The organism is Cohnella mopanensis (assembly GCF_022352055.1).
Taxonomy (GTDB): Bacteria; Bacillota; Bacilli; order Paenibacillales; family Paenibacillaceae; genus Cohnella; species Cohnella mopanensis.
Window position 1 is genome coordinate 127,817 of the sequence record NZ_JAKRWM010000021.1, and the last position, 24,245, is coordinate 152,061.

The following is a 24,245-nucleotide window of genomic DNA, read 5'->3' on the forward strand; positions in this document are numbered from 1 at the left end:
TGTTTTCCCGAAGTGATGAGTTTATGCACGCTTTTCGGTGTAGAATAGGGTTACATACTTATTCAGGGAGGGATCGTAATGTCTGGACGAATCGAGAAAGATTCTATTGGAAGCAAAGAGGTTCCAAACTCGGTTTATTACGGTATTCAAACGCTGAGGGCCGTGGAAAATTTTCCGATTACCGGCGTTCCCGTTCACCCAGAGCTTGTCATTGCTTTAGCTCGCGTGAAGAAAGCGGCCGCTCGGGCTAACATGGAGCTGAAACGGCTGCCTCATGAAATTGGACAAGCTATTATTCAAGCATCGGAAGAAGTAGCCGGAGGGCAATGGGCGGACCAATTTATCGTCGACTCCATTCAAGGCGGGGCGGGTACGTCCATTAACATGAACATGAACGAAGTTCTTGCGAATCGGGCTTTAGAAATTATGGGTCACGTTAAAGGCAATTATTTCCATTGCAGCCCTAATAATCATGTCAATATGTCTCAATCGACGAACGATGCGATTCCAACGGCGCTGAGAATAGCCGCTTACGTTTTGACGGGACAGTTACTTGCCACCATGAAGGAAGTGCAAGAAGGCTTCGCGTCGAAACAAGTCGAATTCGACGACGTGATCAAAATGGGGCGCACCCATCTGCAGGATGCGGTACCGATTCGAATGGGGCAAGAATTCGGAGCATACGCCAAGGTGCTCGATCGGGATATCGGTCGGATTACGAGAGCGGCAGAAGGGCTGCTCTCCGTGAACATGGGTGCGACTGCCGTTGGAACCGGGCTTAATGCTACGTTGGACTATATCCGGCTTGTCGTGGAGCATCTGGCGGACGATCTACGCATTCCGATTCATTCGGCGGCCGATTTGGTAGACGCTACGCAAAATACGGATGCTTATACTGAACTTTCCGCAGCTTTAAAGGTATGCGCCGTTAATTTGTCCAAAATCTGCAACGACATTCGAATGATGGCTTCGGGTCCGCATGTCGGGTTGAACGAGCTTAAGTTGCCTCCTAGACAGCCGGGATCCTCGATTATGCCGGGTAAAGTGAACCCGGTCATGGCAGAGGTCGTGAATCAAGTCGCCTTCCAAGTGATGGGGAACGATCACACGATCTGCATGGCGTCGGAAGCGGGCCAATTCGAGCTTAACGTGATGGGGCCGGTGATCGCGTTTAACCTGCTGCAATCTCTTCAGATTATGCAGAGAGGACTGGATGTCTTTCATCGTTTCGCGCTGGAAGGAATGGAAGCGAATCGGGCGAGATGCCGGGCCTATGTCGATCAGAGCTTCGGCATCGTAACGGCTTTGAATCCTCATCTAGGTTACGACGTTGCGGCACAATTAGTGAAGGAAGCGACGGCAACGGGGTTGACGCTCAAGGAATTGATTCTGGAAAGAGGGCTGCTTACGCCTGAAGAAATGGACGAAATTTTGGATCCCGTACAAATGACGACTCCGGGAATCGCAGGAGAAAGGCTATTGAAGGATCAAACTTAATTGCACTAATATAAAAAAAGTCCGTGCCTCTCTCGATTGCGAGAGAGGCACGGACTTTTGCGAGATGACGATTTATTGTTGAAGCAATTGCGTTAGCGATTCGCCAGTCAGAAGATTGCCGACGTAGAACGCGCCGAACTCGCCGTAACGAGCGCTTACTTCATCGAAGCGCATTTCGTAAACGAGTTTCTTGAACTGCAGCGCGTCGTCCGCGAACAAGGTAACTCCCCATTCCCAATCATCGAACCCGACGGAACCGGAAATAACTTGCTTTACCTTGCCGGCGTAACCGCGGCCGATCATGCCATGGCTTCTCATTAACGATTTGCGATCTTCCATCGGCAACATGTACCAATTGTCCTGAAGGTCGCGTTTTTTGTTCATCGGGTAGAAGCAAATATGTTTGCTCTTAGGTAAAATCGGCTTCAAGCGAGCGACGATCTCCGGAACTTGGAGCGGATCGACGCCTGGCGCCGCCATATAATTGCTTAGCTCTACGACGCTGACATAAGAATATTCCTTACGGGTATACTTGGCGAAGGTGGAACGGTTGAACGCATTCTCGATCGCGTTCAGCTCCTCTAACGTTTCCCGTAAATGCATGAAGATCAGATCAGCCTTCTGCCCCACGATCGAGTAGAGCGCTAAGCTGCCTTCTTTGCGCGCTTCAACGGCTTCCCACTCGGATACGAGCTTCGATAGCTCCGTTAAAGCGACATCCTTGTCCGCGGGTGACGCGGCATTCCAAGCTTGCCAATCGATACTGCGCAAATCGTGCAATACGTACCAGCCATCCAATGTTTGAGCGGCTTCACTCATGAATGATCACTCCTTGTCCAACATACTTTTCCCATTGTAGCCCAATTGAGCGGGAAGGGGCAAACCATTGAACGCTTCATCGGCAGGAAAATAGGTCTTCCTTTTCTTTTGTTCACATCTCATTCACACCCTGCTCGTTGACTGACGGTAAACCAACTTGTAAACTGGTACAGTACACTATTTTGGAGGGACTATCATGACCGGTGGAATACTCGGCGGGATTTTATTTGGAATCGTCGGCTCGTTGCTCTGTCTGGTGCTCTTTTTCGGCATCGGTTTCATATTGAACATGTTGATCAAGACGACCTGGTTTCCACTTTGGATGTTCCTGATCATTGTCACGCCGTTGGGCATCTGGCAGCTGTGGCAGAGTGACTTAAGCGTAACCGAAAATATACAATCGTTGCTCGTATCCGATACGATTCTTATCGTGGCAGGGGCAATCGGCGCATACTTGAGCGGCTGGTCGATCCGGGCGCTGCGGCGCGGCGGTTACAAAATGTTCTAAGTTCGGTCAGGAGGAGTCGCATGCTCCGATTATCGGAAAGTAAAAGATTGGCGAAATTCGCGATCGTGGGCGGGTTAAACACGGGAGTGGATTTCGCTGTTTTTTGTGCGTTGGTATACGGACTCGGCTTCGGGTCATTCTGGGCCCAAGCGATATCTTACTTAGTGGGCGTAGCCAATAGTTATTTGCTCAATAGGTATTGGACGTTCCAGGTTAAGGAGAAGCAGAGCGCGGCCGAGCTCGTTCGTTTCATAGTGATCAACCTATTGTCGTTCGGCGCTTCTACGTTGGTGTTGTTAAGTTTGGAAAGCTGGGGGACAGAACCTGCCTTGGCGAAAATGATATCCGTCGTGTGCTCGCTTGCCGTCAATTATATCGGTTATCGATTATGGGTATTTCGGGCTCAAGAGAAGCGCAGCGAGGTAACAAGCGAATAGAAAAATCATAGACTCGCTAGGGTGGAAAGCGCAAATGACGGATCATTCCGAGCATTCTGCTACTCTAGGAGTCTTTTTTTACATCTCATCGGTCGGGTCATTTTATGCTACAATAGAACAATCATTATTTATCGAAAAGAGTTGTCTCTCTCTCAATGCGCGTGTCGAATATCATGGAGTTTACGGAAAATCACCGTTATTTTACGAGTCGTGAATTTGCCCTTAGCGCTTTGGATCGCAAAGTGTTTATCAGTCTGTACCAGCCAATGGTAGGGGCGATTTCCGCTGCTCTCTATTTGCTTCTCTATCATCAATTCGCGGAGGAATACGCAGGCTATTCCACGTTAGAGCCGCAGCGCAAGCTATTGCTCGGCCTGGGTCTAGAGCTTAATGCCGCAGGCCGCCAAACGGCGATTGACGCGGCTTCCAGACTTGAAGCCGTAGGGCTGATGCAAGTGTACCGCAATCATAATCCATTAACGGAAGAATCGATATATGAGTATGTCTTGCTTAAGCCGCTTAGTTCGGCAGAGTTTTTCTCTAATGTACATCTAACGCTTCTGCTCAGGGACAAACTAGGCAAAAGCGCGCTAGTGGAGCTTCGTGAAGGGTTTGCCGCCCAGCAACCGCCGGAGCTTGCCCGTTTCGTGAATCGGGAAGAAGCGACGATGCCCTTCTACGAGATGTTCCGTATTAGTTCGGGGCCGATGGATCCCGAGCTTGAGCTTGGATGGGCGGAAAGCGCGACAGCCAAAGAACGGAAATCTGCTTTCCAGCCGCAGGAGCGCATTCGCCATGGCGACATGCTGCTACGGTTTCCGCGAGGATCGGCCAATCGAGGCTTCGTGGAAAGGCTGAATCGCGCACCTGAATCGATGGCCCAATTAAATTATTTAGCTTATAAATTTAATCTGGAAGTACCGGAAATTTGCCGTCTTCTCGATGAAGACGGGATATTTCACGCGAACGGCACGCTCCTATGGGACGAGCTGCAGAACCGCGCGAATCTCATGTACCGTCAAGATCGCAAACGCGATGAGGAACGGGAACGGTTCCTCGCGCGCGGGGAGATCCGTCAGCCGTTGGAGGCTCACGATCAAGGAACGGCGAATGCCTCGCTGCAATTAGACATCCCCGAGCGGTTCGAGGGGGACGTTACCGTCGCTACCTATAACGAAATGCTGCGGCGAGAACCTTATACGAGAATGCTTGAGCGCTATTTTCCGGGAGCGGTTCCCGATCAATTCGTCAATATTTTCGAACGTATCGACATCAACTATAAGTTGCCTGAGCCGGTCATAAACGTACTTATTCACTATGTCTTTTCTTTGAGCCGCGCGCAGCGGTTAACGAAATCGTTCGTCGATTCCATTGCGTCCAATATGTTGGCCAAAGGTATCGATACGTTGGACAAAGCCGTCATGTATATACGCGAGCAAGAAAAACTGAATGAATCGTTGGAGCGTAAGCGCAAGGGCGAAGAGCCCGCGCGGGTGGGAACAAGCTCTTACGGAGCTGGGCGAAATACGAGGCGCAAGCCGGCTATGTCGGTCGTTAAGGACACCGGGCCAGCCCAAGAGGTAACGCCTGAAGAACTCGAGAAAATGCTTGAGCTCGCCAGGGAATTGAAAGACAAAAGCTAGCTCTTGCGTAAAATTCGAGACGACTCGAGCATGAGGAGGAACGGGAAATGGAATCACTGGGAGAGGCGCTGCGCCACATGCCTTCGTTGCAAGGCAGGGCAAACGGGGAACAAATCGCAAATCAGGTATTAAACGACCCGCTCGTTCTTAAACTGCGTTCTCGTTTCCCCGACTTGAACGAGACCGTGCTGCGGGCGAATTTAAATCGGCTCTATCAGATGACTACGGAGTATAGGGCGTGCAAGGAATGCCCCGGACTAGCTCTGTGCCCGAATGATATGCAAGGCCATTCCACGGGAATCAACTGCGTTGAGATCAACGGACGTTGGCAGATGAACGACTATAAAACCGCTTGCTCCAAATGGACGGCCAATGAGCAGCAAGAACAAATCAAGCGAAGAATCACAAGTTTCTACGTCGACGAAACCGTCTTGGGAGAGCATTATGACGAGGCGGAAATGCTTAAACTGGATGCGAATCGCGTACTTGCCGTGAATCAATTGCAAAACTATGTTCGGACGACGATCAACGATGGCTTGCAGAAGCAAGGGCTTTACCTTAAAGGCGATTTCGGCACGGGGAAAACGTACTTAGCGGGATATTTGCTCCAGAAGCTGGCTAAAGAAGGATTTTCCGGAGTCATCGTCTACATGCCGGAGTTCGTAGAGGATGCCAAAGCGCTCATGTTCGAGCCCCAGAAGCTTAAAGAAACGATAACGCTCATGAAGGACGCCGATCTGCTCGTCTTCGACGATATCGGCGCCGAGAATTTAACCCCATGGGTCAGAGATCACGTGCTCGGAGCGATTCTTAATCACCGGATGAATCGTAAACCGACCTTCTACACGTCTAACCATGATCTTGACGATCTGGAAAGGCATTTCAGCTTTACGCATAAGGAAGGCGAAGAGATGCACAAAGGGCAAAGGCTAATGGACCGCGTACGCCCGTTCGTTGATGTCATCCATGTTCGCGGTCGCAATCAACGCGGCTCGTAGTTGTTATGACCAATGGAAACGGGGCTAATTCGTGAGCTTGCAATTCAATCGTAAGTGGGGATTGGTGGATGGATTTGCCGTCAGTCTCCGCTTTATTTGGTTTATATCCCTGCTCGTCAGTTTATGGCTTAGCGATATTCCAGGCGGCAACGAATGGGTCGTCGTTTGGCTCGTATCCGTCTACCTGATTCCTCAACTGTTTTATTTGCCTCGGTCATTCAAGCCCACTCTCTATATTCTAAGTGAAATGCTATTAAACGGAGTCTTTAACGTCTACATAGTCGTTCATTTTCCGGAAGCCCAAAGTAACTTTATCATTCCTATATTTATCATCAGCCTGTTGTCTACACGGAAGTCGTTGCCTTGGATCTTGTTGGCTTGTTTTGCCGTCATTCCAGGTTGTCTATTGTTTTGGGGACAGTTAACGGTCGATTCGCTATTAAGTTTGTGGATGAACTATTTTATTTTTTTCGCCTTTGGATTTGGTTTCCGAGTATTTCTGGAGCAGAAGCGGCAGTTGACTGAGAAAAATCGCGAATTAGAGAACTACAATCGTCAAATCGAGAAACTGGCGATCGTAGAGGAACGCAATCGAATGTCTCGGGAATTGCATGATACGGTAGGGCATTCCCTTATTGCCTCGGTCATTGCGATGGAAGCGGTCGAAGCTCTGATTGAACCGCACCCTTCTCAAGCGAAACAAAGGCTGAATGAACTCATCACCTATGCTAGAAACCATTTGGATGATTTTCGCCACACGGTTCATCAGCTGTCTATGACGGAATTGAAGCAAACGCTATCGGAAATCGTTCGACAAACGATTTCTGAATTTTCGAAACAAACGGGAACCGATATTCAATTCGAGGTGCAAGGCGCGGAACGGATCGTTAAAGAGTCGTTTAAGCTTACTTTTCTTCGCGGTTTGCAGGAAGCGTTAACGAATGCCAAGAAGCACGGAAAAGCGATGCGGATAACCGTAGATCTAATTTACACGGAAGATTTCATAGAGATGAAGGTCAACGATGATGGGGTTGGACATGTCCAGTTAAAACCTGGCTTCGGCATAGAAAACATGAGAGATAGGGTGGAGAGCTTAGGCGGCGAGGTTTCCATCGTTTCGGTCGTTGGCGAAGGAACCACATTATCCGTTATTGTTCCGGTCAGGAGTGTATAAGCGCATGGATCGCATTAAAATCAGTATCGCGGAAGATCAAGAGCTCATTCGTTCGAGTTTGCAAATCGTCTTGAATATGGAGCCAGATCTAGAAGTTATCCATGTCGCCGAAGATGGGGAACAACTTCTTAAGCTTTGCGAGAACGAGCTGCCCGATCTTATTCTTATGGATCTCTATATGCCCGTAATGAATGGGATTGAGGCTACTAAGAGGGTGAAGGCGAAGTACCCGCAAGTCAAAGTCGTCATGCTGACTTCTTTTCAGGAAATGGACGATGTGATCGAAGTACTAAGCGAGGGCGCGGACAGCTATCTATTAAAAGCGATGGATCGGAAAAAGCTGGTGGATAGCCTTCGCATCGTGGCCAATGGAGGTACTTTGATTAACGATGAGGTTGCCAAAACGCTGTTCAAAAACCATCTTCGCAAAAATCCGGAAGGCAGCGAAGAGGTGCTAGATCGGTTTCAGTTCAGCCAAAGGGAAAAGGACGTGCTACGCTGTATGAAGGATGGATTGTCCAATCCGGACATCGCGGAGAAATTGTTCTTATCGATGGGGACGGTCAAAAATTATATTTCTAGCATTTATGCGAAGTTGAACGTATCCGATCGGCATGAGGCGTTAAGGAAAATTCGCGAGATCATTTGAAAACAACCCTCTCTTATGACTTTTTCCTGACCTCCCTCACTATCTCGATATGACCAATGGGGCTTACACTTTCCGTATGAGGAAGTGGAGGGACTTTCGTGAAAAATAGGACCGTTTTTGGCGCTAAAATGTTAGGCAGCATCATATTAACATTCATTTTGATCATCTTGTTGGGCATGTTCCATATCGAATGGCTACAACCCTACGAGGGAGCGATCGGATTATTATTGTCGTCCTTGCTGATGTATCGATTGTGGGAAAAGAAAGCAAACTGGTCGATAAGTTTACGTCAGAGGAAGGGCTTCACGTTTTTATCTTATGGAGGCCTCGTCGCCGGAGTAGTGATCGGAGTAGGGATAGCTGGAATAATCGCTACGGGAACGATTACGGTGGGCACGGGTCTAGGCGGGGATTGGACTCGATTGTTTATCCCGTTAGTCGGATTTTTCTTGGTGGCGGTAAGCGAGGAAGCGTTCTTCCGCGGTTATTTGTTCGGACTGGCGCAAGCCGAGATTGGAATGAAGGGCGCTATTCTTGTTAACATAATCGTGTTCTCGCTTATTCATTTGACGGGTCCGCAAGCGCTAGACCAACCAATTGCAATAATAATCGTCGGACAGTTAAACACGATTCTGATCACTTTAGTCCTCATCGGGTTTCGACTTCGAACCGGTGGGTTATGGATGCCGATCGGATTTCATTGGATTTGGAATTTCATCCAATCAAGCGTTTTTGGTTTCATAAATGGAGGCAAAGCTACGGAATCGATCTGGCAAGTCGCTTATCCAAGCCATTCTATATGGAACGGCGGAATGTATGGACTCGAAGCGAGTATACTGATCACTCCTTTAATGGTGGTGCTTCTCCTCTTCTTTCGAACGAAAATGTTTAGCCAATATGTAACGCCAAGTAAAACCCTAACCGTCTAAGGTTAGGGTTTTTCGCTTTTTAGGCCTTGATGCTTCAAGTGATGTTGTTGAGGAGCGATGAAGGTACATTTTAGGCCTTGGTCCTTCAAGCGAGATTGTTACGGAGCAATGAAGGTGCATTTTAGGCCTTGGTGCTTCAGGCGAGGGTGTTGAGGAGCAATGAAAGTACTGTTTTTATGTAAGGGAATGTTGTGTGAAAGTAGTAAAGACCTAAGCGGTAACAAAAGTATTTATCAATTTTTTTTATAGTCACTTATTGACAGTTAGCAAGGCCAACTGCTATTATGACTTCATTACCTACTAAACAGGTAGGAATTATAAGATGAATCGGAATTATAGGCTTGTCGATCTACCGGAACGGCCATCCGGTGATCAACGAATTTCCGTCCTCGATTACATCATCCATACAAACTCATAAAATTAGGGGTGCATGAAAATGAAAACATTTAAAAACCTCCGACTGGTACTTATTGCGACATTAATCCTAACCGTTTTGTCCGCATGCGGATCGAAAAACAACAATGAACCTGCAGCATCAAGCGGATCAAGTTCAAGCAAGACGGCAAGCGAATCCGGCAAAGCGCCGAAGAATATCGAACTTCTTAACGTATCTTACGATCCGACCCGGGAGCTCTATGAGGAGTTCAACAAGAGCTTCGCGGCATATTGGAAAGAAAAAACGGGCGGCAACATTACGATCAAGCAATCCCACGGCGGCTCGGGCAAACAAGCCCGCGCGGTAATTGACGGTTTGCAAGCGGACGTCGTCACTTTGGCGCTCGGTTATGATATCGATGCAATCGCAGCTACAGGCGCTTTGAAAGAAGATTGGCAAAAGTCATTCGAACAGAACAGCACTCCCTATACTTCGACGATCGTTTTCCTAGTTCGTAAAGGCAATCCGAAAGGAATTAAAGACTGGGACGATTTGATTAAAGACGGCATCCAAGTCATTACTCCGAACCCGAAAACATCCGGCGGAGCACGCTGGAACTATCTCGCGGCATGGGGTTACGCGACTAAGACGCTCGGTTATGACGAACCGCAAACGTTGGATTTTCTTAAGAAGCTGTTCAAGAACGTACCGGTTCTAGACACCGGCGCGAGGGGATCGACGACCACGTTCGTGGAAAAGGGAATCGGCGACGTCTTGCTTGCTTGGGAAAACGAAGCCTATCTCGCGTTGAAGGAATTCGGAGACGACTACGAGATCGTAACGCCTTCGATCAGCATTCTAGCGGAGCCTCCTGTCGCTATCGTAGACAAGAACGTGGATAAGAAAGGTACCCGCGAGGCTGCGGAAGAATATCTCAAATATTTATACACGGAGCAAGGCCAGGAAATCGCGGCTAAAAACTTCTACCGTCCGCGCCTTCAATCGGTTGCCGATAAGTATAAGGACCAATTCGGGCAATTGAATCTGTTAACGATCGACCAAGATTTCGGCGGGTGGAAGGAAGCTCAAGCGAAGCATTTCGCCGATGGTGGAACGTTCGACAAAATTTACACGCCGGGTTCCTAACCAAGGGCCGAGAAGAGGGGTTTAGGCGGGCATGACATTACTTCGCAAGAAAGATCGGGTATTGCCTGGATTATCCATCACGTTAGGATTTTCGGTTCTGTATTTGAGTTTGATCGTTCTTATTCCGTTGGCGGCTTTAGCGCTAAAATCAGCAGAGCTGTCGCCCTCCCAGTGGTGGGATACGGTATCCGATCCCCGGGTCGTTGCCTCCTATAAGCTGAGCTTGTTGACTGCCTTCTTCGCGGCTCTTGTTAATCTGGTATTCGGTCTATTGCTAGCATGGGTGCTGGTCAGATACAAATTTCCCGGCAAAAGAATCGTAGACGGCTTGATCGATTTGCCGTTCGCGCTTCCGACCGCCGTTGCGGGCATAGCTTTAACGACGATCTATGCTCCCAAAGGATGGGTAGGATCGATCCTCGAGCCGCTCGGCATCAAGGTCGCTTACACGCCGCTCGGAATTACGTTGGCGCTAATCTTTATCGGCATTCCGTTCGTCGTCCGGACGGTTCAACCAATCCTGCAGGATATGGAGTCCGATATGGAAGAAGCCGCAGCGCTTCTCGGAGCGCACCGTGCGAGAACGTTCTTTAAGGTCATTTTGCCGGATTTGATTCCCCCGTTGCTGACGGGCTTCGCGCTTGCGTTCGCCCGCGGCATCGGGGAATACGGCTCGGTCGTGTTTATTTCCGGCAATATGCCGATGAAGACCGAGATCGCCCCGCTACTCATCATTACAAAGCTAGAGCAATACGAATATAGCCAAGCTGCGGCAGTAGCGGTCGTACTGCTTCTGATCTCCTTCGTACTGCTGCTCTTGATCAACATTTTGCAAAGGTGGAGCAATCGCCGCCTGCGCAGCGTTAAAGGAGGCTAATCGATATGGCAGGAATCGTTACGAATCCCCGGTCGGGGAAGAGCCAGCCGGCGCGGCCTCACTTAACGGAGTCTAGAGCCGTTCGTTACACGCTGATCGGAATCGCACTGCTTTTTCTCGGACTAATCGTTATTCTTCCCATGGTATCCGTTATCGCCGAGTCGTTCCGTAAAGGGTGGGAAGCTTATGTATCCGCCCTTTCAGACCCGGATGCGTTGTCGGCGCTCAAGCTTACCTTGATTACCGCGGCTATCGCCGTTCCGCTTAACACGATATTCGGGGTTGCGGCGGCTTGGGCCATTACGAAATTCAAATTTCGCGGCAAAAACTTGCTCGTTACCCTCATCGATCTTCCGTTCGCGGTTTCTCCCGTAGTGAGCGGACTCATCTACGTGTTATTATTCGGAGCTCAAGGGTTTCTCGGCCCATGGCTGGATAAGCATGATATCAATATCATTTTCGCAACGCCGGGAATCGTACTGGCAACCATGTTCGTTACGTTCCCCTTCGTGGCTAGGGAGCTTATCCCTCTCATGGAAGCGCAAGGCGTACAGGACGAGGAAGCTGCGGTTAGCTTGGGAGCACGCGGTTGGCGAGTGTTCTTTAAGGTAACGTTGCCTAATATTAAATGGGGACTTTTGTACGGCATGATTCTTTGTAACGCGCGCGCGATGGGGGAGTTCGGTGCGGTTTCCGTCGTCTCCGGCCATATCCGGGGCGAGACGAACACTTTGCCGCTGCACATCGAAATCGTGTACAACGAGTACCAATTTAGCGCAGCTTTTGCCGTTGCGTCCTTACTGATGCTGCTGGCGATTATCACGCTTGTTGCCAAGTCGGTATTGGAAAGCCGCATGAGTCAGGAACACTGAGTTTTAAAATATGGAAACTAATCTCGGGAGGGAAATGAGATGGCGAAACCGGTAGAAGTAGATGATCGTTGGCTGGGGCGTATTGCCGAGCAAGTAAATGGATTGGAATATGGCGAGGTGAACATCGTCGTCCATGACGGGAGAATCGTTCAGATCGAGCGCAAGGAACGGAAACGTTACGACGACGCTATTCGAGTCATAAAAACAGGATCTAAAGAAGCGTAGAGCTTCTTATACGAATATAGTCAAAGAACAAAGCAAAAGCCGCCAGGAAGCCCTGGCGGCTTTAAGCTTGGTCGGTCATTTTAAGAAATCATAAATTTAACGACAACCGCTACCGTAAATACAACGAACATGAAGCCGAACATGACTCCGAAGCCGACTGCCGTATCCATTAAATCGTCGCGCGGCTCTTCGTTGATGTGCTGGCGGGGATCTCTTACGTTTTCCATGGGAAGCCTCCTGACACATTCGATAACTACAGTATACCCAACAACGCTTTTTGTTGTAAAGTATTCCTGATTTTCTTACGTGACAAGTTTGCGACAACGCTTAATCGGAACAGGCAAAAAAACGCTTAGCTGTGCTACAATGGAGGAACGGGTGTTCTGCCCGCTCAAGCCATTTATTAAGGAGGTGCCGAACGTGGACATCCTAAACCCATCAGCCGATCGCGAGCAAGCGATGGAAAATATACGCCATAAGCTGGCTTTGCTCCCGGATCAGCCGGGCTGTTATTTGATGAAAAACGATGAAGGAAAAATCATTTACGTGGGCAAAGCCAAAGTGCTTAAAAACCGCGTTCGCTCTTATTTTACGGGAAGCCACGACGGCAAAACGCAAAAGCTGGTCTCGGAAATCCGGGATTTCGAATATATCGTTACCGCAAGCAACACCGAGTCGCTCATTCTGGAATGCAACTTGATCAAGGAGCATTTTCCTCGTTATAACGTATTGCTCAAGGATGACAAGTCTTTTCCTTACTTGAAAATCACCCACGAAGCCCATCCTAAGCTCGAAGTGACCCGTCGGATCGTTAAGGACAAAGGGAAATATTTCGGTCCCTACCCGAACGCCTACGCCGCTCAGGAAACGAAGAAGCTCTTGGATAGGTTATACCCTTTGCGCAAATGCAATACGCTGCCCGACAAAGTTTGTTTGTATTACCATATGGGCCAGTGCGTGGCACCTTGCGAGTATCCGGTAGAACAGGCCGTTTACGACGAGATGATCGGAGAGATCTCGCGGTTTCTGAACGGCGGGCATTCGGAGATCAAGAAAGAGCTTAAACGGAAGATGGAAGTTGCGGCCGAAGAGCTGGAGTTCGAACGCGCTAAAGAATACCGCGATCAAATCGTAGCTATCGAGGCGTTAATGGAGAAGCAAACGATTAACATGGCGGACGCGATGGACCGGGACGTGTTCGGTTATTCGGTCGATAAAGGCTGGATGTGCGTGCAGATTCTTTATATGCGGCAGGGGAAGATGATTCAACGCCATGTATCGGTATTTCCGTTCTATGGAGAAGCGTACGATGATTTCCTTAGTTTTGTAACCCAATACTATAGCGACAATCCTGCGCTCCCTCGGGAAGTGTTGTTGCCGGCTCCGCCTGAAGCGGGTGAAGAGCAGTCGTCGTCCATTAACGGATCCGGTGCCCAGCAGGATTTAGTAGCGGAAGCAAAGGAAACTTACGGCGAAGAGACTTCCGCCGATTCAGCGGAAGAAGGGGAAGCGGCGGAAGTAGGGGAATCGTTGCGCCGATGGTTGAAAATCAAAGTAGCCGTGCCTCAACGGGGGTCGAAGCGCCAGCTCGTCGCGATGGCATGCGACAATTCACGGGTCGCTCTCGAAGAGAAGTTCAGGCTGATCGAGCGGGACGAATCCCGCAGCGTGAAAGCGGTAGAGGGATTAGCCCAGTGGATTGGTATTCCTAGCGCGAATCGGATCGAGGCTTTCGATAATTCGAACATTCAAGGGTCGTCTCCCGTATCCGCGATGATCGTGTTCACGAACGGCAAGCCCGATAAGAAGGAATATCGCAAATATAATGTTAAAACGGTGCAAGGACCGGACGATTACGAGTCGATGAGGGAAGTCGTACGTCGCCGTTACGAGCGGGTTCTGAAGGAAGGGCTGCCATTGCCCGACCTGATCGTAGTGGACGGAGGCAAGGGACATATCGCGTCCGTATTGGACGTTCTGGTGAACGAGCTCGGCATGAACGTGCCGGTGTGCGGCTTGGCGAAAGACGCCAAACATAAGACGGCGCAATTGCTCGTTGGCGACCCGCCGGAAGTCGTCCCGTTGCCGCGCGACAGCCAGGAGTTTTACTTGCTGCAGCGTATACAGGACGAGGTTCACCGTTTCGCGATTACGTTTCACCGCGAGAAGCGCGCGAAATCGATGGTTGCTTCGCGGCTGGATGCCATTCCAGGCATCGGGGAGAAGCGCCGTAAGCAACTGCTTAGCCACTTCGGGTCGCTAAAGGCGATCAAGGAAGCGACGGTCGAAGATTTCAAAGCAGTCTCTATCGGAGATGCGCTGGCACAGCGAATTCTCGAAGCGTTAAATACCGAAACCTAATAACGAAATAGAGCTCCTTCCGTCATGACGGAAGGGGTTTTTTGTTGGTTTTCCGGACTTTGGTCTAAATCGAACTGGACAAAAGATAGGTTGAAAACCCGCCGCTAAGCGATGGGAACGGTACCTACGGAACGATAAACTGATATCAACGCAGAACTATGGCGAAATCGTTGTCGAGGGTGGATACGCAAGGATGAACAATCAACCGAATTTGGCGTCAAGAATGGGAAGATCGACAAGGGCAAGGGCCTTCAACCCGACAAGAATAAGCGGACTAACGGCTAGGCAAAAGCTTTGGTTGGCTTGGGAAAAAGCGGCGGGGCGGATGATGGAGAGCATGAGCGAATCCGTGCTGGAAGCCGGAATGTGTAAGATATTAGTCAAGAAATACAAAGGGGAAGACATCCTTTGCGCGGACGGAACGCGGATCGTGAAGGGAGACCGGGTCGGAGAATTGCATCTTAACAATCGGATGGTGTTGGAGCTGACCGCGGATGTCGGAGCGAATCGCGCGGCGATACAGACGGCGCGACTGGTAAGAAGCTCGCTTAAGGAAATCAACGAAGCTTTGGAAACGCGAACGGATTTGTCGCGGGTTAAAGCATTGGTCGGAGTTACGTTGCTGCATCGGGGGCTAACCCACGGACTGGGATTCGAGATTAGAAGCTTACCTTCGAAGCGTTTCGAGAGAGTAACGGCATTGTATTTAAAATTGTTGTTAGGGTGCATGCACCCTGATGGCTTGCGAAGAATCGAACAGAACAAGGACAAGCTTACTCCTCAGTTGCTTATCCTTTCGCGGGACGCCTTATCCCATAAGTTCAGCTTTATCAAATCTTCATTATTTTCTCGAGAAGTTCCTAAGGATTGTTCTCTATGATTTGTTCATCAGCCATTAATGAGGAGTGGAATGATGGAATTGGAGAAGAGAGAACGCGCCGGCTCAAACGAGCGGAAAAGTATTGCGTCTTATAAACCGTTGCTAGGTTTGCTCGCTATCCCGGCTTTTAACTTTTTCTACGGACTGCAAAATCATTCAGGAGAACATGTCCAATCGCTAGTAACGGACGTGGACCGGAATACCCCCTTTATTCCTGGATTCGTTGTGCCTTATATGCTCTGGTATCCGTTTCTTATTCTCGTTTTCTTCCTAGTTCTGCGCAAAGACAAAACGAAGTATTATCGTTTGCTGCTCGCCCTCTGCCTCGGACTTTTTTTGTCTAACGTCGTGTATTTGTTCTTTCAAACGACGGTTCCCCGCCCGGCAGTGGATTCTACCGGATTTTTTAACAACCTGGTTTCCATCGTTTATGCGAACGACGAACCGTACAATTGCTTCCCTAGCATTCACGTCATGTCGAGCATGCTCATGATTTACGGGGTGCAGGCGCTGCGGTGGCGGGTGAGAATCCCCCTTGCGCTATTCGCGCTGACCATTATTGTTTCCACGTTGTTCGTTAAACAGCATGTGATCGCCGATCTGTTGGCGGGGATGCTCTTGGCTAAGTTTACTTTCTGGTTAGCGGGGGAATGGTTGCCCGTAATCCTTCGCAGAAGAGCGCTAATTAAGAGCGCAAGGGGGGCTAGCCATGCGGATTATAAGTGAGGAAGCCCGACTGTTTCTTCGAAAGTTCCTAAGTAATCCTAAGCAGATCGGAAGCGTCATCCCTAGCTCGAAATTTCTAGCGGACAGCATGGTCGCTCCCATTGCTTGGCATTCCGTTCAAGCGGTCGCAGAGCTTGGATCCGGTACAGGAGCCATCACGAAGGCGATATTCCGCAACGCTTTACCGGGGACGAAAGTTTATTTGTTCGAGAAAGATTTGAAAATGAGAAAACGGCTCATGCGGAATTACCCCGATTTCAATTGCGCCGCCAACGCCGTCAATCTATCTCGTATTCTCGATCAAGGTAACGTGCCTAAGCTGGATTGCATTCTGAGCTGCCTCCCGTTCTACAACTTTCCGCAGCCGTTAAGAGACACGCTTATGTCCCAAATTATAGCATCGCTGAAGCCCGGGGGCTTGTTCGTCGCCTTCCAATATTCCATGCAAATGAAAAAGCAAATGTCCGATTGGTTTCGGATCGAGCGAATCAAGTTTGTCCCGTTGAATTTCCCTCCCGCTTTCGTCTACGTGTGCAGGAAAGAGGTGGAAGAGAGGGCCGTACGTCACGCGGCTAGCCTACGTATTCAGGCGGATGGCATTAGGATGCTGTCTAGAACAAATGAAAGTCTAGAGTTAAGATAGGAGAAGGAAGTCAAACGGTTCAAAGGAGCGCGAGATCGAGAATGATCAAACCTAACGTCTTGATCGTCGATGACGATCCTGAAATCAGGGATGTTATCCATGTTTACTTACGAAACGACGGCTATCGCGTTCTGGAGGCGGAGAATGGTTATCGCGCTTTGGAAATAATTTCCTCCGAGCCTGTGCATTTGATCATTTTGGATGTCATGATGCCGGATTTAGACGGAATCAAAGCTTGCATCAAAATTAGGGAAACGTTCAACATCCCGATTATTATGTTATCGGCCAAACAAGAGGATATCGATAAAATTACGGGGCTTTCTACCGGAGCGGACGATTACGTGTCAAAGCCTTTCAGTCCTTTGGAATTAATGGCGAGGGTTAAAGCTCAGCTTCGTAGGCGGAACCTGAACGCAAATGAAGAGCCCGAAACGGTCATACGCGTTAATGAGCTTAAGATCGACGTCGCACAGCATCAAGTAACGGTAAGGGGCCAAGAGATCGCCTTGACGCCGTTGGAGTTCGCGATTCTCGAACTATTGGCGAGCCATAGAGGGCAAGTATTTCACGCGGATCAAATTTACGAGAAGGTATGGAAGGAACCGAACGGATTTTCGGACAACACGGTCATGGTTCATATCCGTAACATTCGCGACAAAATCGAAGAGAACTCCCGAGAGCCCCGTTACATCAAGACGGTATGGGGGGTAGGTTATAAAATTGAAAAATAACAAGTTCAACTCCCTTCTCTCGACTTTTTCGGGTCGAAGAAGCATTCGTTTTCAGATGATATGGACGTTCCTCGCTAGCATTGTAGTCAGCATGCTGGTGTCCATAGGTATACCTCGAGGCCTCATATTCGAAATCCCGGTGTCGATGATCGCTTTCTTCGGAACCTTCACGATTTCCTTTATCGTTCTAACCCGCAGCACGATTAAATACATGCAAACCTTATCCGCAGGGCTTACCGTCATCTCTGGAGGCAATCTTCATTATAGGATTCCTGTCGTCAGGCAAGACGAGCTTGGCCACATCGCCGAGCATATAAATTTCATGGCGCAGAGGCTGGAGAGCCTGATCGAGAATGAAAGGCAAGTCGAAAGATCGAAGATGGAGCTTATCACGGGGGTTTCGCACGATCTGAGAACTCCGCTGACGAGCATTATCGGTTATTTAGGGTTACTTAAAGAGAAAGCTTACCAAGACGAGGACGAATACGAGCGATTTGTCGGGAATACACACAGCAAAGCGATACAGCTGAAAACGCTCATCGATGAACTGTTCGAATATACAAGACTAACCCAAAGCGAAGTTATGCTGGATCTGGAGATGATCGATCTCAGGGAGCTCCTTAGCCAAATGCTTGTGGAAATTCAACCGCTTGCTCACGATAACGGAATTTCTATCGAATCTTTGCTGCACGAGCATCCTTTATTCATCCGGGTGGATCCCGAACGAATAAAGAGGGCCGTGGATAATTTATTGATCAATGCTCTTAAATTTTCCGTCAAACCCGGCGTTATCCGCGTCGTTCTGAGTGATCGGGATCGTTACGTTGCCCTATTCATTCAAAATGAAGGCGAAGCGATTACGAAGGAGCAGGAACAAAAGTTGTTCGAACGCTTCTATAAAATAGACGAATCAAGAACGAGCATGAACCCGCAGGACGGGGCCGGCTTGGGGTTGTCGATTACTCGCAGCATCGTGGAACGGCATGGCGGGAAAGTTTATTTAGAGCATTCCGAAGGCCGCTTTAACTTCGGGGTCGAATTGCCCTATGCAGCGCCCAGATGACGATCCCTACGAGTCCTGGCATGATGAGGCTGAACACGCCGCCGGCAAAATCCCAAGGGAGGCCGTCGAACATCATTTGCATTCCCATCAAGATGGCATCCAAAGTGACGTGAGCGAAAATGACGGTCATAATCCCGAAACGCAGCATGAACCATCCGAATAGGAAGGACATAAGCACGAGTTCGATGATCCGGGTATACACCGGAAAAATAGCATATCCGACATGACCGAGCGCCCAGATCAAGCCTGGAGGGATAATCGCAACCGTCGTTAGCCAGAACAACGTTTTGCGGGAAGGCTCACGACCTAGTATTTTGCGCGCAAGGCCTACGAACCATTTGCGGATGACGCCGATGCCGAACAACCGGCTTTGCAACTCCTCCGAAATGCCGGCGCACCATGCCAGTAAAGGGAGTAGCAGGGGGATACTCATGTTATACATCGACTGCGAAGCGTCCGAGGCAGCGAACGATCCCAACGTTTTCTCTAGAATAAGTAAGATGATGGACTGGGACCCGAGCAGGATAAAGGCGAGAAAATAGCCTTCACGCATGCTTCGGAGCACGGCATCTCCGTAACCGGCCTCTTTCCATCGCGGCCATAAATTTCGTCCCATCGATTTCCATAATCCATCTCCTCCGACCGCGGAGAAGTAAGTCAGAAGCGCCATCGCCCCATAAGTAACGAGGCTGATGATAATATTTACGTTATCTCCGACACCCATGTCCGTATCCCAAGTTCCAGCTCGCAAGCCCGGGATCATGTTATACGTTAAGCCCGCATAGAGAACGAAGAACACGACCGACAGGAATATTCCACGCCGATATGAGCTGTATCCGCCATGGGTTCCGGTATAGACGATAGCCAGAATGAATAGGACGAGCTGAGGTAACAGAAATCCCAATAAAGAAAGCTTGGCCGACCAGTCTTCCTGATCCTTGATATAATGGACGAAATCAACGGGCAAATTGACTCCGTACGTTACGGCTCCGTCCTTCCATTCCGGGAATGAGGAATGGAGTGCGTTGAAACTTTCGGGCACACGGACTTTAAGCCACAGATTCGCTTCTCCGATGGAGCTTTGCTTCGAGACAAAGGCGATAACGCCGTTCTTGGACGAGCCTTCATCCAGCGTCCAATCGCCAGGTTTAGCTCCCCAAAATTCCGCATATTGCAGCGCTTTAGCCGCTTGCTGATCTACTTTTACTTCTCCGCTCGATGAAGCTTTGGATTTAACGGGTTGATCGGCAACGTGTCTCCAAGCAACCAAATCTCCCTTTTCCATGTTTAGGAAGAGCATTAAATCGCCCGATCCGCCGCGCAAGATTAGCTCGATGGCATAAGTATCCGTCGGGTTGGAAACGGACCATTGCTTCTGGTAAGTATCATAAAGATTATATTTGGACAAATATCCGGACGTATGAGTGTCCGTCAGATGCGTAACCTTCGTTTTCTCCACTTGGGAAGGCTGAACTCCGAATTTGGCCGTTGCCCACTCCAACGCTTTGCTCTCGGCTTGGGAGCGGGTCATTACGTCCTGCACGTCGGTTGCAAACAATTGTCCGGATATGGGGAATACTTGAATGAGCAGAAAAAACAGCAATCCGATCGTGGACGCCCATATCCAACGCTTGTCTAATGTATTTGGAACCAATTTATTCAATATGTATCTCTCCCTTAAGCGATAAAAGTCCAAGTAAACGCATACAGCGGTTCTAATCGAATAAACGCCTTATTTTTCATCAAGTATCTCTTATTTTCAAAGAAAATGAAAGCAAAGCGAGCGATAAACACTGTCCGAGGGCATAAGCGTGAGGAAGCCATCGGTATAATCGTTCAAATGAGTCGGTTTGACCCCATTTTGGTGTTGTCCCCCTCTGTAGGAAAGAATATAATTCGATGGTACGTCTAAAAATCAATTGAATATCTAGCCGAATTTCAAAATGGGGGCAACCTCATTATGAAAACGGGGGAACCAACCAATCGACGGGTACAAGTTCAATTGTATTCGAAGATTCCGGGGTGAATTCCAACCTTGCTCACGGCAAGATGGATAGGGCGGCCTGTTCGAGCCCGAACCCGACAGCTAACCTCGTAGGCTACGTAACGAACAGGACTACTGTGCTTGAAATTAAGCGCTGGGGTTCCAGTGCTTTTTTTTGTTGTGCAAATATCAAGGAATGCCCAATTACCTACTAAAAACACCTTTGAATTCCTTGAATATCCGTATGAGGTGACTTACTTGATTAAAAAAGCAATACGATGGTTTAACGCATCGCCGCCAAGAATTTTGTTGCTCGGTTTCTCTTTCATCATCTTCATAGGAGCGCTGCTACTGACGCTTCCCATCGCAACCGTAAGTAGGGAGCCAATGTCATTTATCGATGCGCTCTTTACCGCAACCTCGGCTACTTGCGTAACCGGCTTGGTTTTATTCGATACCGGCAGTTATTTTTCCACATTCGGGCACTGGGTAATCCTGCTTCTCATACAAATCGGCGGAATCGGCTTTATGACGATGGCCACTCTATTCGCGCTTATTCTGAGAAGAAGAATTTCTCTTAAAGAACGGCTTATTCTCCAGGAATCCCTCAATCAAGGCAGCATTGAAGGGCTCGTCAGGCTAGTAAGGAAAGTTATTTTCTACGCGCTTGCCCTAGAGAGCGTCGGAGCGATATTGTTCACAATGCGTTTTGCTCTAGATATGCCTATCGGGCGAGCGATTTATCACGGCGTGTTTCACTCGATTTCTATATTTAACAACGCTGGTTTCGATCTGTCGGGGGACTTTAGAAGCTTTTCCAAGTATTCCTCGGATTTGTACATTAACCTCGTTTCCATGATGCTGATCATACTGGGCGGATTCGGCTTTATCGTGCTTGCGGATTTGTTCGGAGTTCGGAAAAAGATGAATTTCTCGCTACATACGAAGGTCGTTCTAAGCGTTTCGGCTGCTTTGATCTTCTTTGGAGCCGTCATTATTTTCATTTTCGAATTTACGAACGGACGGTCGATCGGAGATGAAGGTTTCGGGCAGAAGGTGCTGATGTCTTTCTTCCAATCGGTGACGACCCGTTCCGGGGGAGTGGCGACCGTGGATGTCTCGGAGCTGCGCCAAGCGACGCAGTTCTTCATCATCATCCTCATGTTCATTGGCGCATCGCCAGGATCTACGGGCGGCGGGATCAAGACGACTACCTTCGCCGTGCTCGTAGGCGCGGTTCTAGCGATGATTCGCGGGAAAGAGGATGTCGTGCTGTTCCGTTTGCGGTTGGCGCAAGAGCGGGTGTACAAGGCCGTAACGGTAACTCTGTTCTGTATCGGTATCGTGATGCTTGGGACAATGATACTCGCCACGACGGAGAACGCGGCTTTTCTGAAAATATTGTTCGAAGCGACATCGGCGTTCGGTACGGTCGGATTGTCCATGGGGCTTACCGCCAACCTTACAGTTGCAGGCAAGCTAACGATTATTTTTCTCATGTTCATCGGACGGTTAGGTCCCTTGACGCTGACTTACGCGCTCGGGCCTAAACCAGGGAGAGTGCTCTATCGTCATGCGGAAGGTAAAATTATTATCGGATGACGGAGTGGATGCCTATGTTTCGTAAAGTATTCAAATCCATTGTAGCTTCACCGCCTAGAATTCTAGTGCTAGGCTTCGCTACGATCGTACTTGTGGGAGCGGGCTTGCTCATGCTGCCCTTTGCCCATTCGCAAGATGCAACTCCGCGATTCATCGATACTTTGTTTACGGCAACGTCAGCGACCTGCGTTACGGGGCTAGTCGTCGTTGACACCGGAACCTATTGGACAACGGCGGGCCAATTGATCATTCTGTCGATGATCCAGATCGGCGGACTTGGCTTTATGACGATGGCTACTTTATTCGCGATCATGCTGAAGCGTCGGATTTCCTTGAAGGAGCGCCTAGTCCTGCAGGAAGCGTTCAACCAGACGAGCATCGAGGGGATTATTCGTTTAGTGCGTAAAGTGGTGATCTACGCGTTAACGATCGAACTAGCCGGAGCGATCCTGTTCACGATTCGATTCCTATTCGATATGCCCGTCGGTGAGGCGATATACAAAGGCGTATTCCACGCCGTATCGTTTTTCAACAACGCTGGATTCGATATTATGGGGGACTATCGGAGCTTGGTCGATTATGTAGGCGATCCCTTGGTCAACATCGTTACGATGCTGCTCATTATTCTGGGTGGTCTCGGTTTCGTCGTATTGTCCGACTTGGTAGAAATTCGCAACCCTAAACGCAAATTATCGCTTCATTCCAAAGTCGTGCTCAGCATGTCCGGAATCTTGATATTAGTGGGAGCGGGAGTGATCCTCCTATTCGAATATACGAATGCAAGAACGATGGGTTCGCTCGGATTCGGGGAGAAGCTGCTTGCCGCCTTCATGCAATCCGTGTCTCCTAGGACGGCTGGAGTTAATACAGTCGATGTCGGAGCGCTTCGGCAGGCCTCTCAGTTCTTCATCGTCATTCTAATGTTTATCGGAGCTTCCCCCGGTTCAACGGGCGGAGGGATTAAGACAACGACATTCACCGCGCTTGTCGGGGCGGTTGTCGCCATGGTCAGAGGCAAAGAGGATGTGGTACTGTTTCGTATGCGATTGGCGCAGGAGCGGGTATATAAAGCCTTAACCGTCACCTTGTTCGCATTCAGTCTCGTCATTCTCGCCACGATGATCCTGTCCACGACGGAAGACCATCATTTCCTAATGATCTTGTTTGAAGTGACCTCGGCGTTCGGAACGGTAGGTTTAACGATGGGGTTGACTGCTCAATTAACTATAGCGGGTAAAATCATCATTATTCTGATGATGTTCATGGGGCGGTTAGGGCCGCTGACGCTGACTTACGCGCTTGGACCGAAACAAGGCCGTGCTTTGTACCGGAACGCGGAAGGCAAAATAATTATCGGGTAGAGGCGGATATATGTCATGAAGATGAATCAATTTGTCATTATTGGGTTGGGCCGGTTCGGATCGAGCTTGGGCAAAGAACTTATTAATCTAGGATATGAAGTGCTAGGTATCGATCGGGACGAGGAGAAAGTGCAGGAACTCTCCAACGTTCTCACGCACGCGGTCGTAGCGGATGCGACAGAGGAAGAGGTATTGCGTTCCATTGGCGCGCGAAACTTCGATTGCGGCGTAGTGGCGATCGGGGACGACATTCAAGCGAGTATTCTCGCTACAATCTTGCTTAAAGATCTTGGCGTGAAAAAAGTCGTGGCTAAGGCGGTATCCGACTTGCACGGTCGCGTGCTGGAACGCGTGGGCGTAGACAGAATCATCTATCCCGAGAGGGATATGGGGGTTCGGGTGGCGCATCAACTCGTATCGCCTAACTTACTGGACTATATTGAATTGTCTAAACAATATACAATCGCGGAGCTTGCCGTTCCGGAATGCTTGGCGGGCAAATCGCTGGACGATGTTAACCCTAGAGGTAGATTCGGCTGCAGTATCGTGGCGATCAACAAACCTAAAGGAATTATTATCGCCCCGGTGGCAAAGGACGTATTATCGGCGGACGACGTGATGGTCGTCATCGGCACGAACGATCAAATCGAACAGTTCCAGGAATCGATCGGGCATTAGTCCTCTTGTTGAATGAAAACCATCCCATTCGTTCAGGATATAGATAGATGAGCGATATGGGGAGGA

General features: G+C 49.2%; 24 protein-coding genes and 1 riboswitch. Of the genes, 21 read left to right on the forward strand and 3 right to left on the reverse strand.

Features of this window, described 5'->3' with window-relative positions; all coding sequences use genetic code 11:
- Positions 1 to 78: 78 nt before the first annotated feature.
- Entirely contained in the window at positions 79 to 1,497 is a 1,419-nt protein-coding gene (gene aspA / locus L3D05_RS22970) for an aspartate ammonia-lyase (RefSeq protein WP_239618715.1), read from the forward strand.
- Positions 1,498 to 1,569: 72 nt separating this feature from the next.
- Here the strand turns inward: aspA and hemQ are convergent, their stop codons facing one another.
- Positions 1,570 to 2,316: a hydrogen peroxide-dependent heme synthase gene (hemQ, locus tag L3D05_RS22975; protein ID WP_239618716.1), complete on the reverse strand. Its 747-nt coding sequence runs from the start codon at positions 2,314 to 2,316 to the stop codon at positions 1,570 to 1,572.
- 196 nt (positions 2,317 to 2,512) lie between these two features.
- Here hemQ and L3D05_RS22980 point away from each other — a divergent pair, with 196 nt between their 5' ends.
- The 11 genes from L3D05_RS22980 to L3D05_RS23030 all read left to right on the forward strand — a co-directional run bounded on the left by L3D05_RS22980 (position 2,513) and on the right by L3D05_RS23030 (position 12,150).
- Positions 2,513 to 2,824 carry a YuiB family protein gene (locus L3D05_RS22980; RefSeq protein ID WP_239618717.1) on the forward strand — a complete coding sequence of 104 codons (312 nt, stop codon included), beginning with the start codon at positions 2,513 to 2,515 and terminating at the stop codon, positions 2,822 to 2,824.
- Positions 2,825 to 2,844: 20 nt separating this feature from the next.
- The gene (locus tag L3D05_RS22985; RefSeq protein WP_239618718.1) at positions 2,845 to 3,261 is read left to right on the forward strand and encodes a GtrA family protein; all 417 of its coding nucleotides are present in this window, start codon (positions 2,845 to 2,847) and stop codon (positions 3,259 to 3,261) included.
- A 173-nt stretch (positions 3,262 to 3,434) separates the two neighbouring features.
- The gene (locus L3D05_RS22990; RefSeq protein ID WP_239618719.1) at positions 3,435 to 4,904 is read left to right on the forward strand and encodes a DnaD domain protein; all 1,470 of its coding nucleotides are present in this window, start codon (positions 3,435 to 3,437) and stop codon (positions 4,902 to 4,904) included.
- Positions 4,905 to 4,951: 47 nt separating this feature from the next.
- Positions 4,952 to 5,902 (forward strand): ATP-binding protein, encoded by a 951-nt coding sequence (locus tag L3D05_RS22995; protein WP_239618720.1) that lies wholly within the window; start codon positions 4,952 to 4,954, stop codon positions 5,900 to 5,902.
- 31 nt (positions 5,903 to 5,933) lie between these two features.
- Positions 5,934 to 7,076 (forward strand): sensor histidine kinase, encoded by a 1,143-nt coding sequence (locus tag L3D05_RS23000; RefSeq protein WP_239618721.1) that lies wholly within the window; start codon positions 5,934 to 5,936, stop codon positions 7,074 to 7,076.
- A gap of 4 nt (positions 7,077 to 7,080) precedes the next feature.
- On the forward strand, positions 7,081 to 7,725 hold the full coding sequence (locus L3D05_RS23005) for a response regulator transcription factor (RefSeq protein ID WP_239618722.1): 645 nt from the start codon (positions 7,081 to 7,083) through the stop codon (positions 7,723 to 7,725).
- A gap of 98 nt (positions 7,726 to 7,823) precedes the next feature.
- The gene (locus tag L3D05_RS23010; protein ID WP_239618723.1) at positions 7,824 to 8,654 is read left to right on the forward strand and encodes a CPBP family intramembrane glutamic endopeptidase; all 831 of its coding nucleotides are present in this window, start codon (positions 7,824 to 7,826) and stop codon (positions 8,652 to 8,654) included.
- 436 nt (positions 8,655 to 9,090) lie between these two features.
- Positions 9,091 to 10,176 carry a sulfate ABC transporter substrate-binding protein gene (locus L3D05_RS23015; RefSeq protein WP_439647975.1) on the forward strand — a complete coding sequence of 362 codons (1,086 nt, stop codon included), beginning with the start codon at positions 9,091 to 9,093 and terminating at the stop codon, positions 10,174 to 10,176.
- A 31-nt stretch (positions 10,177 to 10,207) separates the two neighbouring features.
- The gene (gene cysT / locus L3D05_RS23020; protein WP_239618725.1) at positions 10,208 to 11,053 is read left to right on the forward strand and encodes a sulfate ABC transporter permease subunit CysT; all 846 of its coding nucleotides are present in this window, start codon (positions 10,208 to 10,210) and stop codon (positions 11,051 to 11,053) included.
- 5 nt (positions 11,054 to 11,058) lie between these two features.
- Positions 11,059 to 11,925, forward strand: coding sequence for a sulfate ABC transporter permease subunit CysW (gene cysW / locus L3D05_RS23025; RefSeq protein ID WP_239618726.1), 867 nt, complete (start codon positions 11,059 to 11,061; stop codon positions 11,923 to 11,925).
- A 39-nt stretch (positions 11,926 to 11,964) separates the two neighbouring features.
- On the forward strand, positions 11,965 to 12,150 hold the full coding sequence (locus L3D05_RS23030) for a YezD family protein (RefSeq protein ID WP_239618727.1): 186 nt from the start codon (positions 11,965 to 11,967) through the stop codon (positions 12,148 to 12,150).
- An 80-nt stretch (positions 12,151 to 12,230) separates the two neighbouring features.
- Here the strand turns inward: L3D05_RS23030 and L3D05_RS23035 are convergent, their stop codons facing one another.
- Positions 12,231 to 12,377 carry a YqzM family protein gene (locus L3D05_RS23035; protein WP_239618728.1) on the reverse strand — a complete coding sequence of 49 codons (147 nt, stop codon included), beginning with the start codon at positions 12,375 to 12,377 and terminating at the stop codon, positions 12,231 to 12,233.
- A gap of 232 nt (positions 12,378 to 12,609) precedes the next feature.
- Between L3D05_RS23035 and uvrC the strand changes: the two genes are divergently transcribed.
- The 6 genes from uvrC (at position 12,610) to L3D05_RS23065 (ending at position 18,554) form a co-directional block, all read left to right on the forward strand.
- Positions 12,610 to 14,511, forward strand: coding sequence for an excinuclease ABC subunit UvrC (gene uvrC, locus L3D05_RS23040; RefSeq protein WP_239618748.1), 1,902 nt, complete (start codon positions 12,610 to 12,612; stop codon positions 14,509 to 14,511).
- Between the two features lie 193 nt (positions 14,512 to 14,704).
- Positions 14,705 to 15,391, forward strand: coding sequence for a YkoP family protein (locus tag L3D05_RS23045; protein ID WP_239618729.1), 687 nt, complete (start codon positions 14,705 to 14,707; stop codon positions 15,389 to 15,391).
- Positions 15,392 to 15,421: 30 nt separating this feature from the next.
- The gene (locus L3D05_RS23050) at positions 15,422 to 16,117 is read left to right on the forward strand and encodes a phosphatase PAP2 family protein (protein WP_239618730.1); all 696 of its coding nucleotides are present in this window, start codon (positions 15,422 to 15,424) and stop codon (positions 16,115 to 16,117) included.
- The gene (locus L3D05_RS23055; protein ID WP_239618731.1) at positions 16,101 to 16,760 is read left to right on the forward strand and encodes a class I SAM-dependent methyltransferase; all 660 of its coding nucleotides are present in this window, start codon (positions 16,101 to 16,103) and stop codon (positions 16,758 to 16,760) included. Before L3D05_RS23050 ends, L3D05_RS23055 begins: the two co-directional genes overlap by 17 nt.
- A 44-nt stretch (positions 16,761 to 16,804) precedes the next feature.
- Positions 16,805 to 17,491: a response regulator transcription factor gene (locus L3D05_RS23060; protein WP_439647977.1), complete on the forward strand. Its 687-nt coding sequence runs from the start codon at positions 16,805 to 16,807 to the stop codon at positions 17,489 to 17,491.
- Positions 17,481 to 18,554, forward strand: a complete 1,074-nt coding sequence (locus tag L3D05_RS23065; protein WP_239618733.1) for a sensor histidine kinase — start codon at positions 17,481 to 17,483, stop codon at positions 18,552 to 18,554. The genes L3D05_RS23060 and L3D05_RS23065 overlap by 11 nt, the downstream gene beginning before the upstream one ends.
- On the opposite strand, the gene L3D05_RS23070 is transcribed toward L3D05_RS23065, so the two are convergent.
- A complete protein-coding gene (locus L3D05_RS23070; protein WP_239618734.1) occupies positions 18,514 to 20,217 on the reverse strand; it encodes a CPBP family intramembrane glutamic endopeptidase in 1,704 nt (567 codons plus the stop codon). The two genes, L3D05_RS23065 and L3D05_RS23070, sit on opposite strands and share 41 nt — an antisense overlap.
- A 256-nt stretch (positions 20,218 to 20,473) precedes the next feature.
- Positions 20,474 to 20,670: riboswitch (cyclic di-AMP (ydaO/yuaA leader) on the forward strand.
- A gap of 129 nt (positions 20,671 to 20,799) precedes the next feature.
- On the opposite strand from L3D05_RS23070, the gene L3D05_RS23075 reads away from it, so the two are divergent.
- From L3D05_RS23075 to L3D05_RS23085, 3 genes are read left to right on the forward strand one after another with little or no spacing between them, the layout of a single operon-like run.
- On the forward strand, positions 20,800 to 22,140 hold the full coding sequence (locus L3D05_RS23075; protein WP_239618749.1) for a TrkH family potassium uptake protein: 1,341 nt from the start codon (positions 20,800 to 20,802) through the stop codon (positions 22,138 to 22,140).
- Between the two features lie 14 nt (positions 22,141 to 22,154).
- Positions 22,155 to 23,501: a TrkH family potassium uptake protein gene (locus L3D05_RS23080; RefSeq protein WP_239618735.1), complete on the forward strand. Its 1,347-nt coding sequence runs from the start codon at positions 22,155 to 22,157 to the stop codon at positions 23,499 to 23,501.
- A gap of 15 nt (positions 23,502 to 23,516) precedes the next feature.
- Positions 23,517 to 24,179, forward strand: a complete 663-nt coding sequence (locus L3D05_RS23085) for a potassium channel family protein (protein ID WP_239618736.1) — start codon at positions 23,517 to 23,519, stop codon at positions 24,177 to 24,179.
- Positions 24,180 to 24,245: the final 66 nt, after the last annotated feature.

Excerpts from the sequence above, each read along its gene's own strand:
- aspA (WP_239618715.1), top strand. The coding sequence starts at position 79 with ATGTCTGGACGAATCGAGAAAGATTCTATTGGAAGCAAAGAGGTTCCA.
- hemQ (WP_239618716.1), bottom strand. The coding sequence starts at position 2,316 with ATGAGTGAAGCCGCTCAAACATTGGATGGCTGGTACGTATTGCACGAT.
- L3D05_RS22980 (WP_239618717.1), top strand. The coding sequence starts at position 2,513 with ATGACCGGTGGAATACTCGGCGGGATTTTATTTGGAATCGTCGGCTCG.
- L3D05_RS22985 (WP_239618718.1), top strand. The coding sequence starts at position 2,845 with ATGCTCCGATTATCGGAAAGTAAAAGATTGGCGAAATTCGCGATCGTG.
- L3D05_RS22990 (WP_239618719.1), top strand. The coding sequence starts at position 3,435 with ATGGAGTTTACGGAAAATCACCGTTATTTTACGAGTCGTGAATTTGCC.
- L3D05_RS22995 (WP_239618720.1), top strand. The coding sequence starts at position 4,952 with ATGGAATCACTGGGAGAGGCGCTGCGCCACATGCCTTCGTTGCAAGGC.
- L3D05_RS23005 (WP_239618722.1), top strand. The coding sequence starts at position 7,081 with ATGGATCGCATTAAAATCAGTATCGCGGAAGATCAAGAGCTCATTCGT.
- L3D05_RS23015 (WP_439647975.1), top strand. The coding sequence starts at position 9,091 with ATGAAAACATTTAAAAACCTCCGACTGGTACTTATTGCGACATTAATC.
- cysT (WP_239618725.1), top strand. The coding sequence starts at position 10,208 with ATGACATTACTTCGCAAGAAAGATCGGGTATTGCCTGGATTATCCATC.
- cysW (WP_239618726.1), top strand. The coding sequence starts at position 11,059 with ATGGCAGGAATCGTTACGAATCCCCGGTCGGGGAAGAGCCAGCCGGCG.
- L3D05_RS23030 (WP_239618727.1), top strand. The coding sequence starts at position 11,965 with ATGGCGAAACCGGTAGAAGTAGATGATCGTTGGCTGGGGCGTATTGCC.
- L3D05_RS23035 (WP_239618728.1), bottom strand. The coding sequence starts at position 12,377 with ATGGAAAACGTAAGAGATCCCCGCCAGCACATCAACGAAGAGCCGCGC.
- uvrC (WP_239618748.1), top strand. The coding sequence starts at position 12,610 with ATGGAAAATATACGCCATAAGCTGGCTTTGCTCCCGGATCAGCCGGGC.
- L3D05_RS23045 (WP_239618729.1), top strand. The coding sequence starts at position 14,705 with ATGAACAATCAACCGAATTTGGCGTCAAGAATGGGAAGATCGACAAGG.
- L3D05_RS23050 (WP_239618730.1), top strand. The coding sequence starts at position 15,422 with ATGATGGAATTGGAGAAGAGAGAACGCGCCGGCTCAAACGAGCGGAAA.
- L3D05_RS23055 (WP_239618731.1), top strand. The coding sequence starts at position 16,101 with ATGCGGATTATAAGTGAGGAAGCCCGACTGTTTCTTCGAAAGTTCCTA.
- L3D05_RS23080 (WP_239618735.1), top strand. The coding sequence starts at position 22,155 with ATGTTTCGTAAAGTATTCAAATCCATTGTAGCTTCACCGCCTAGAATT.
- L3D05_RS23085 (WP_239618736.1), top strand. The coding sequence starts at position 23,517 with ATGAAGATGAATCAATTTGTCATTATTGGGTTGGGCCGGTTCGGATCG.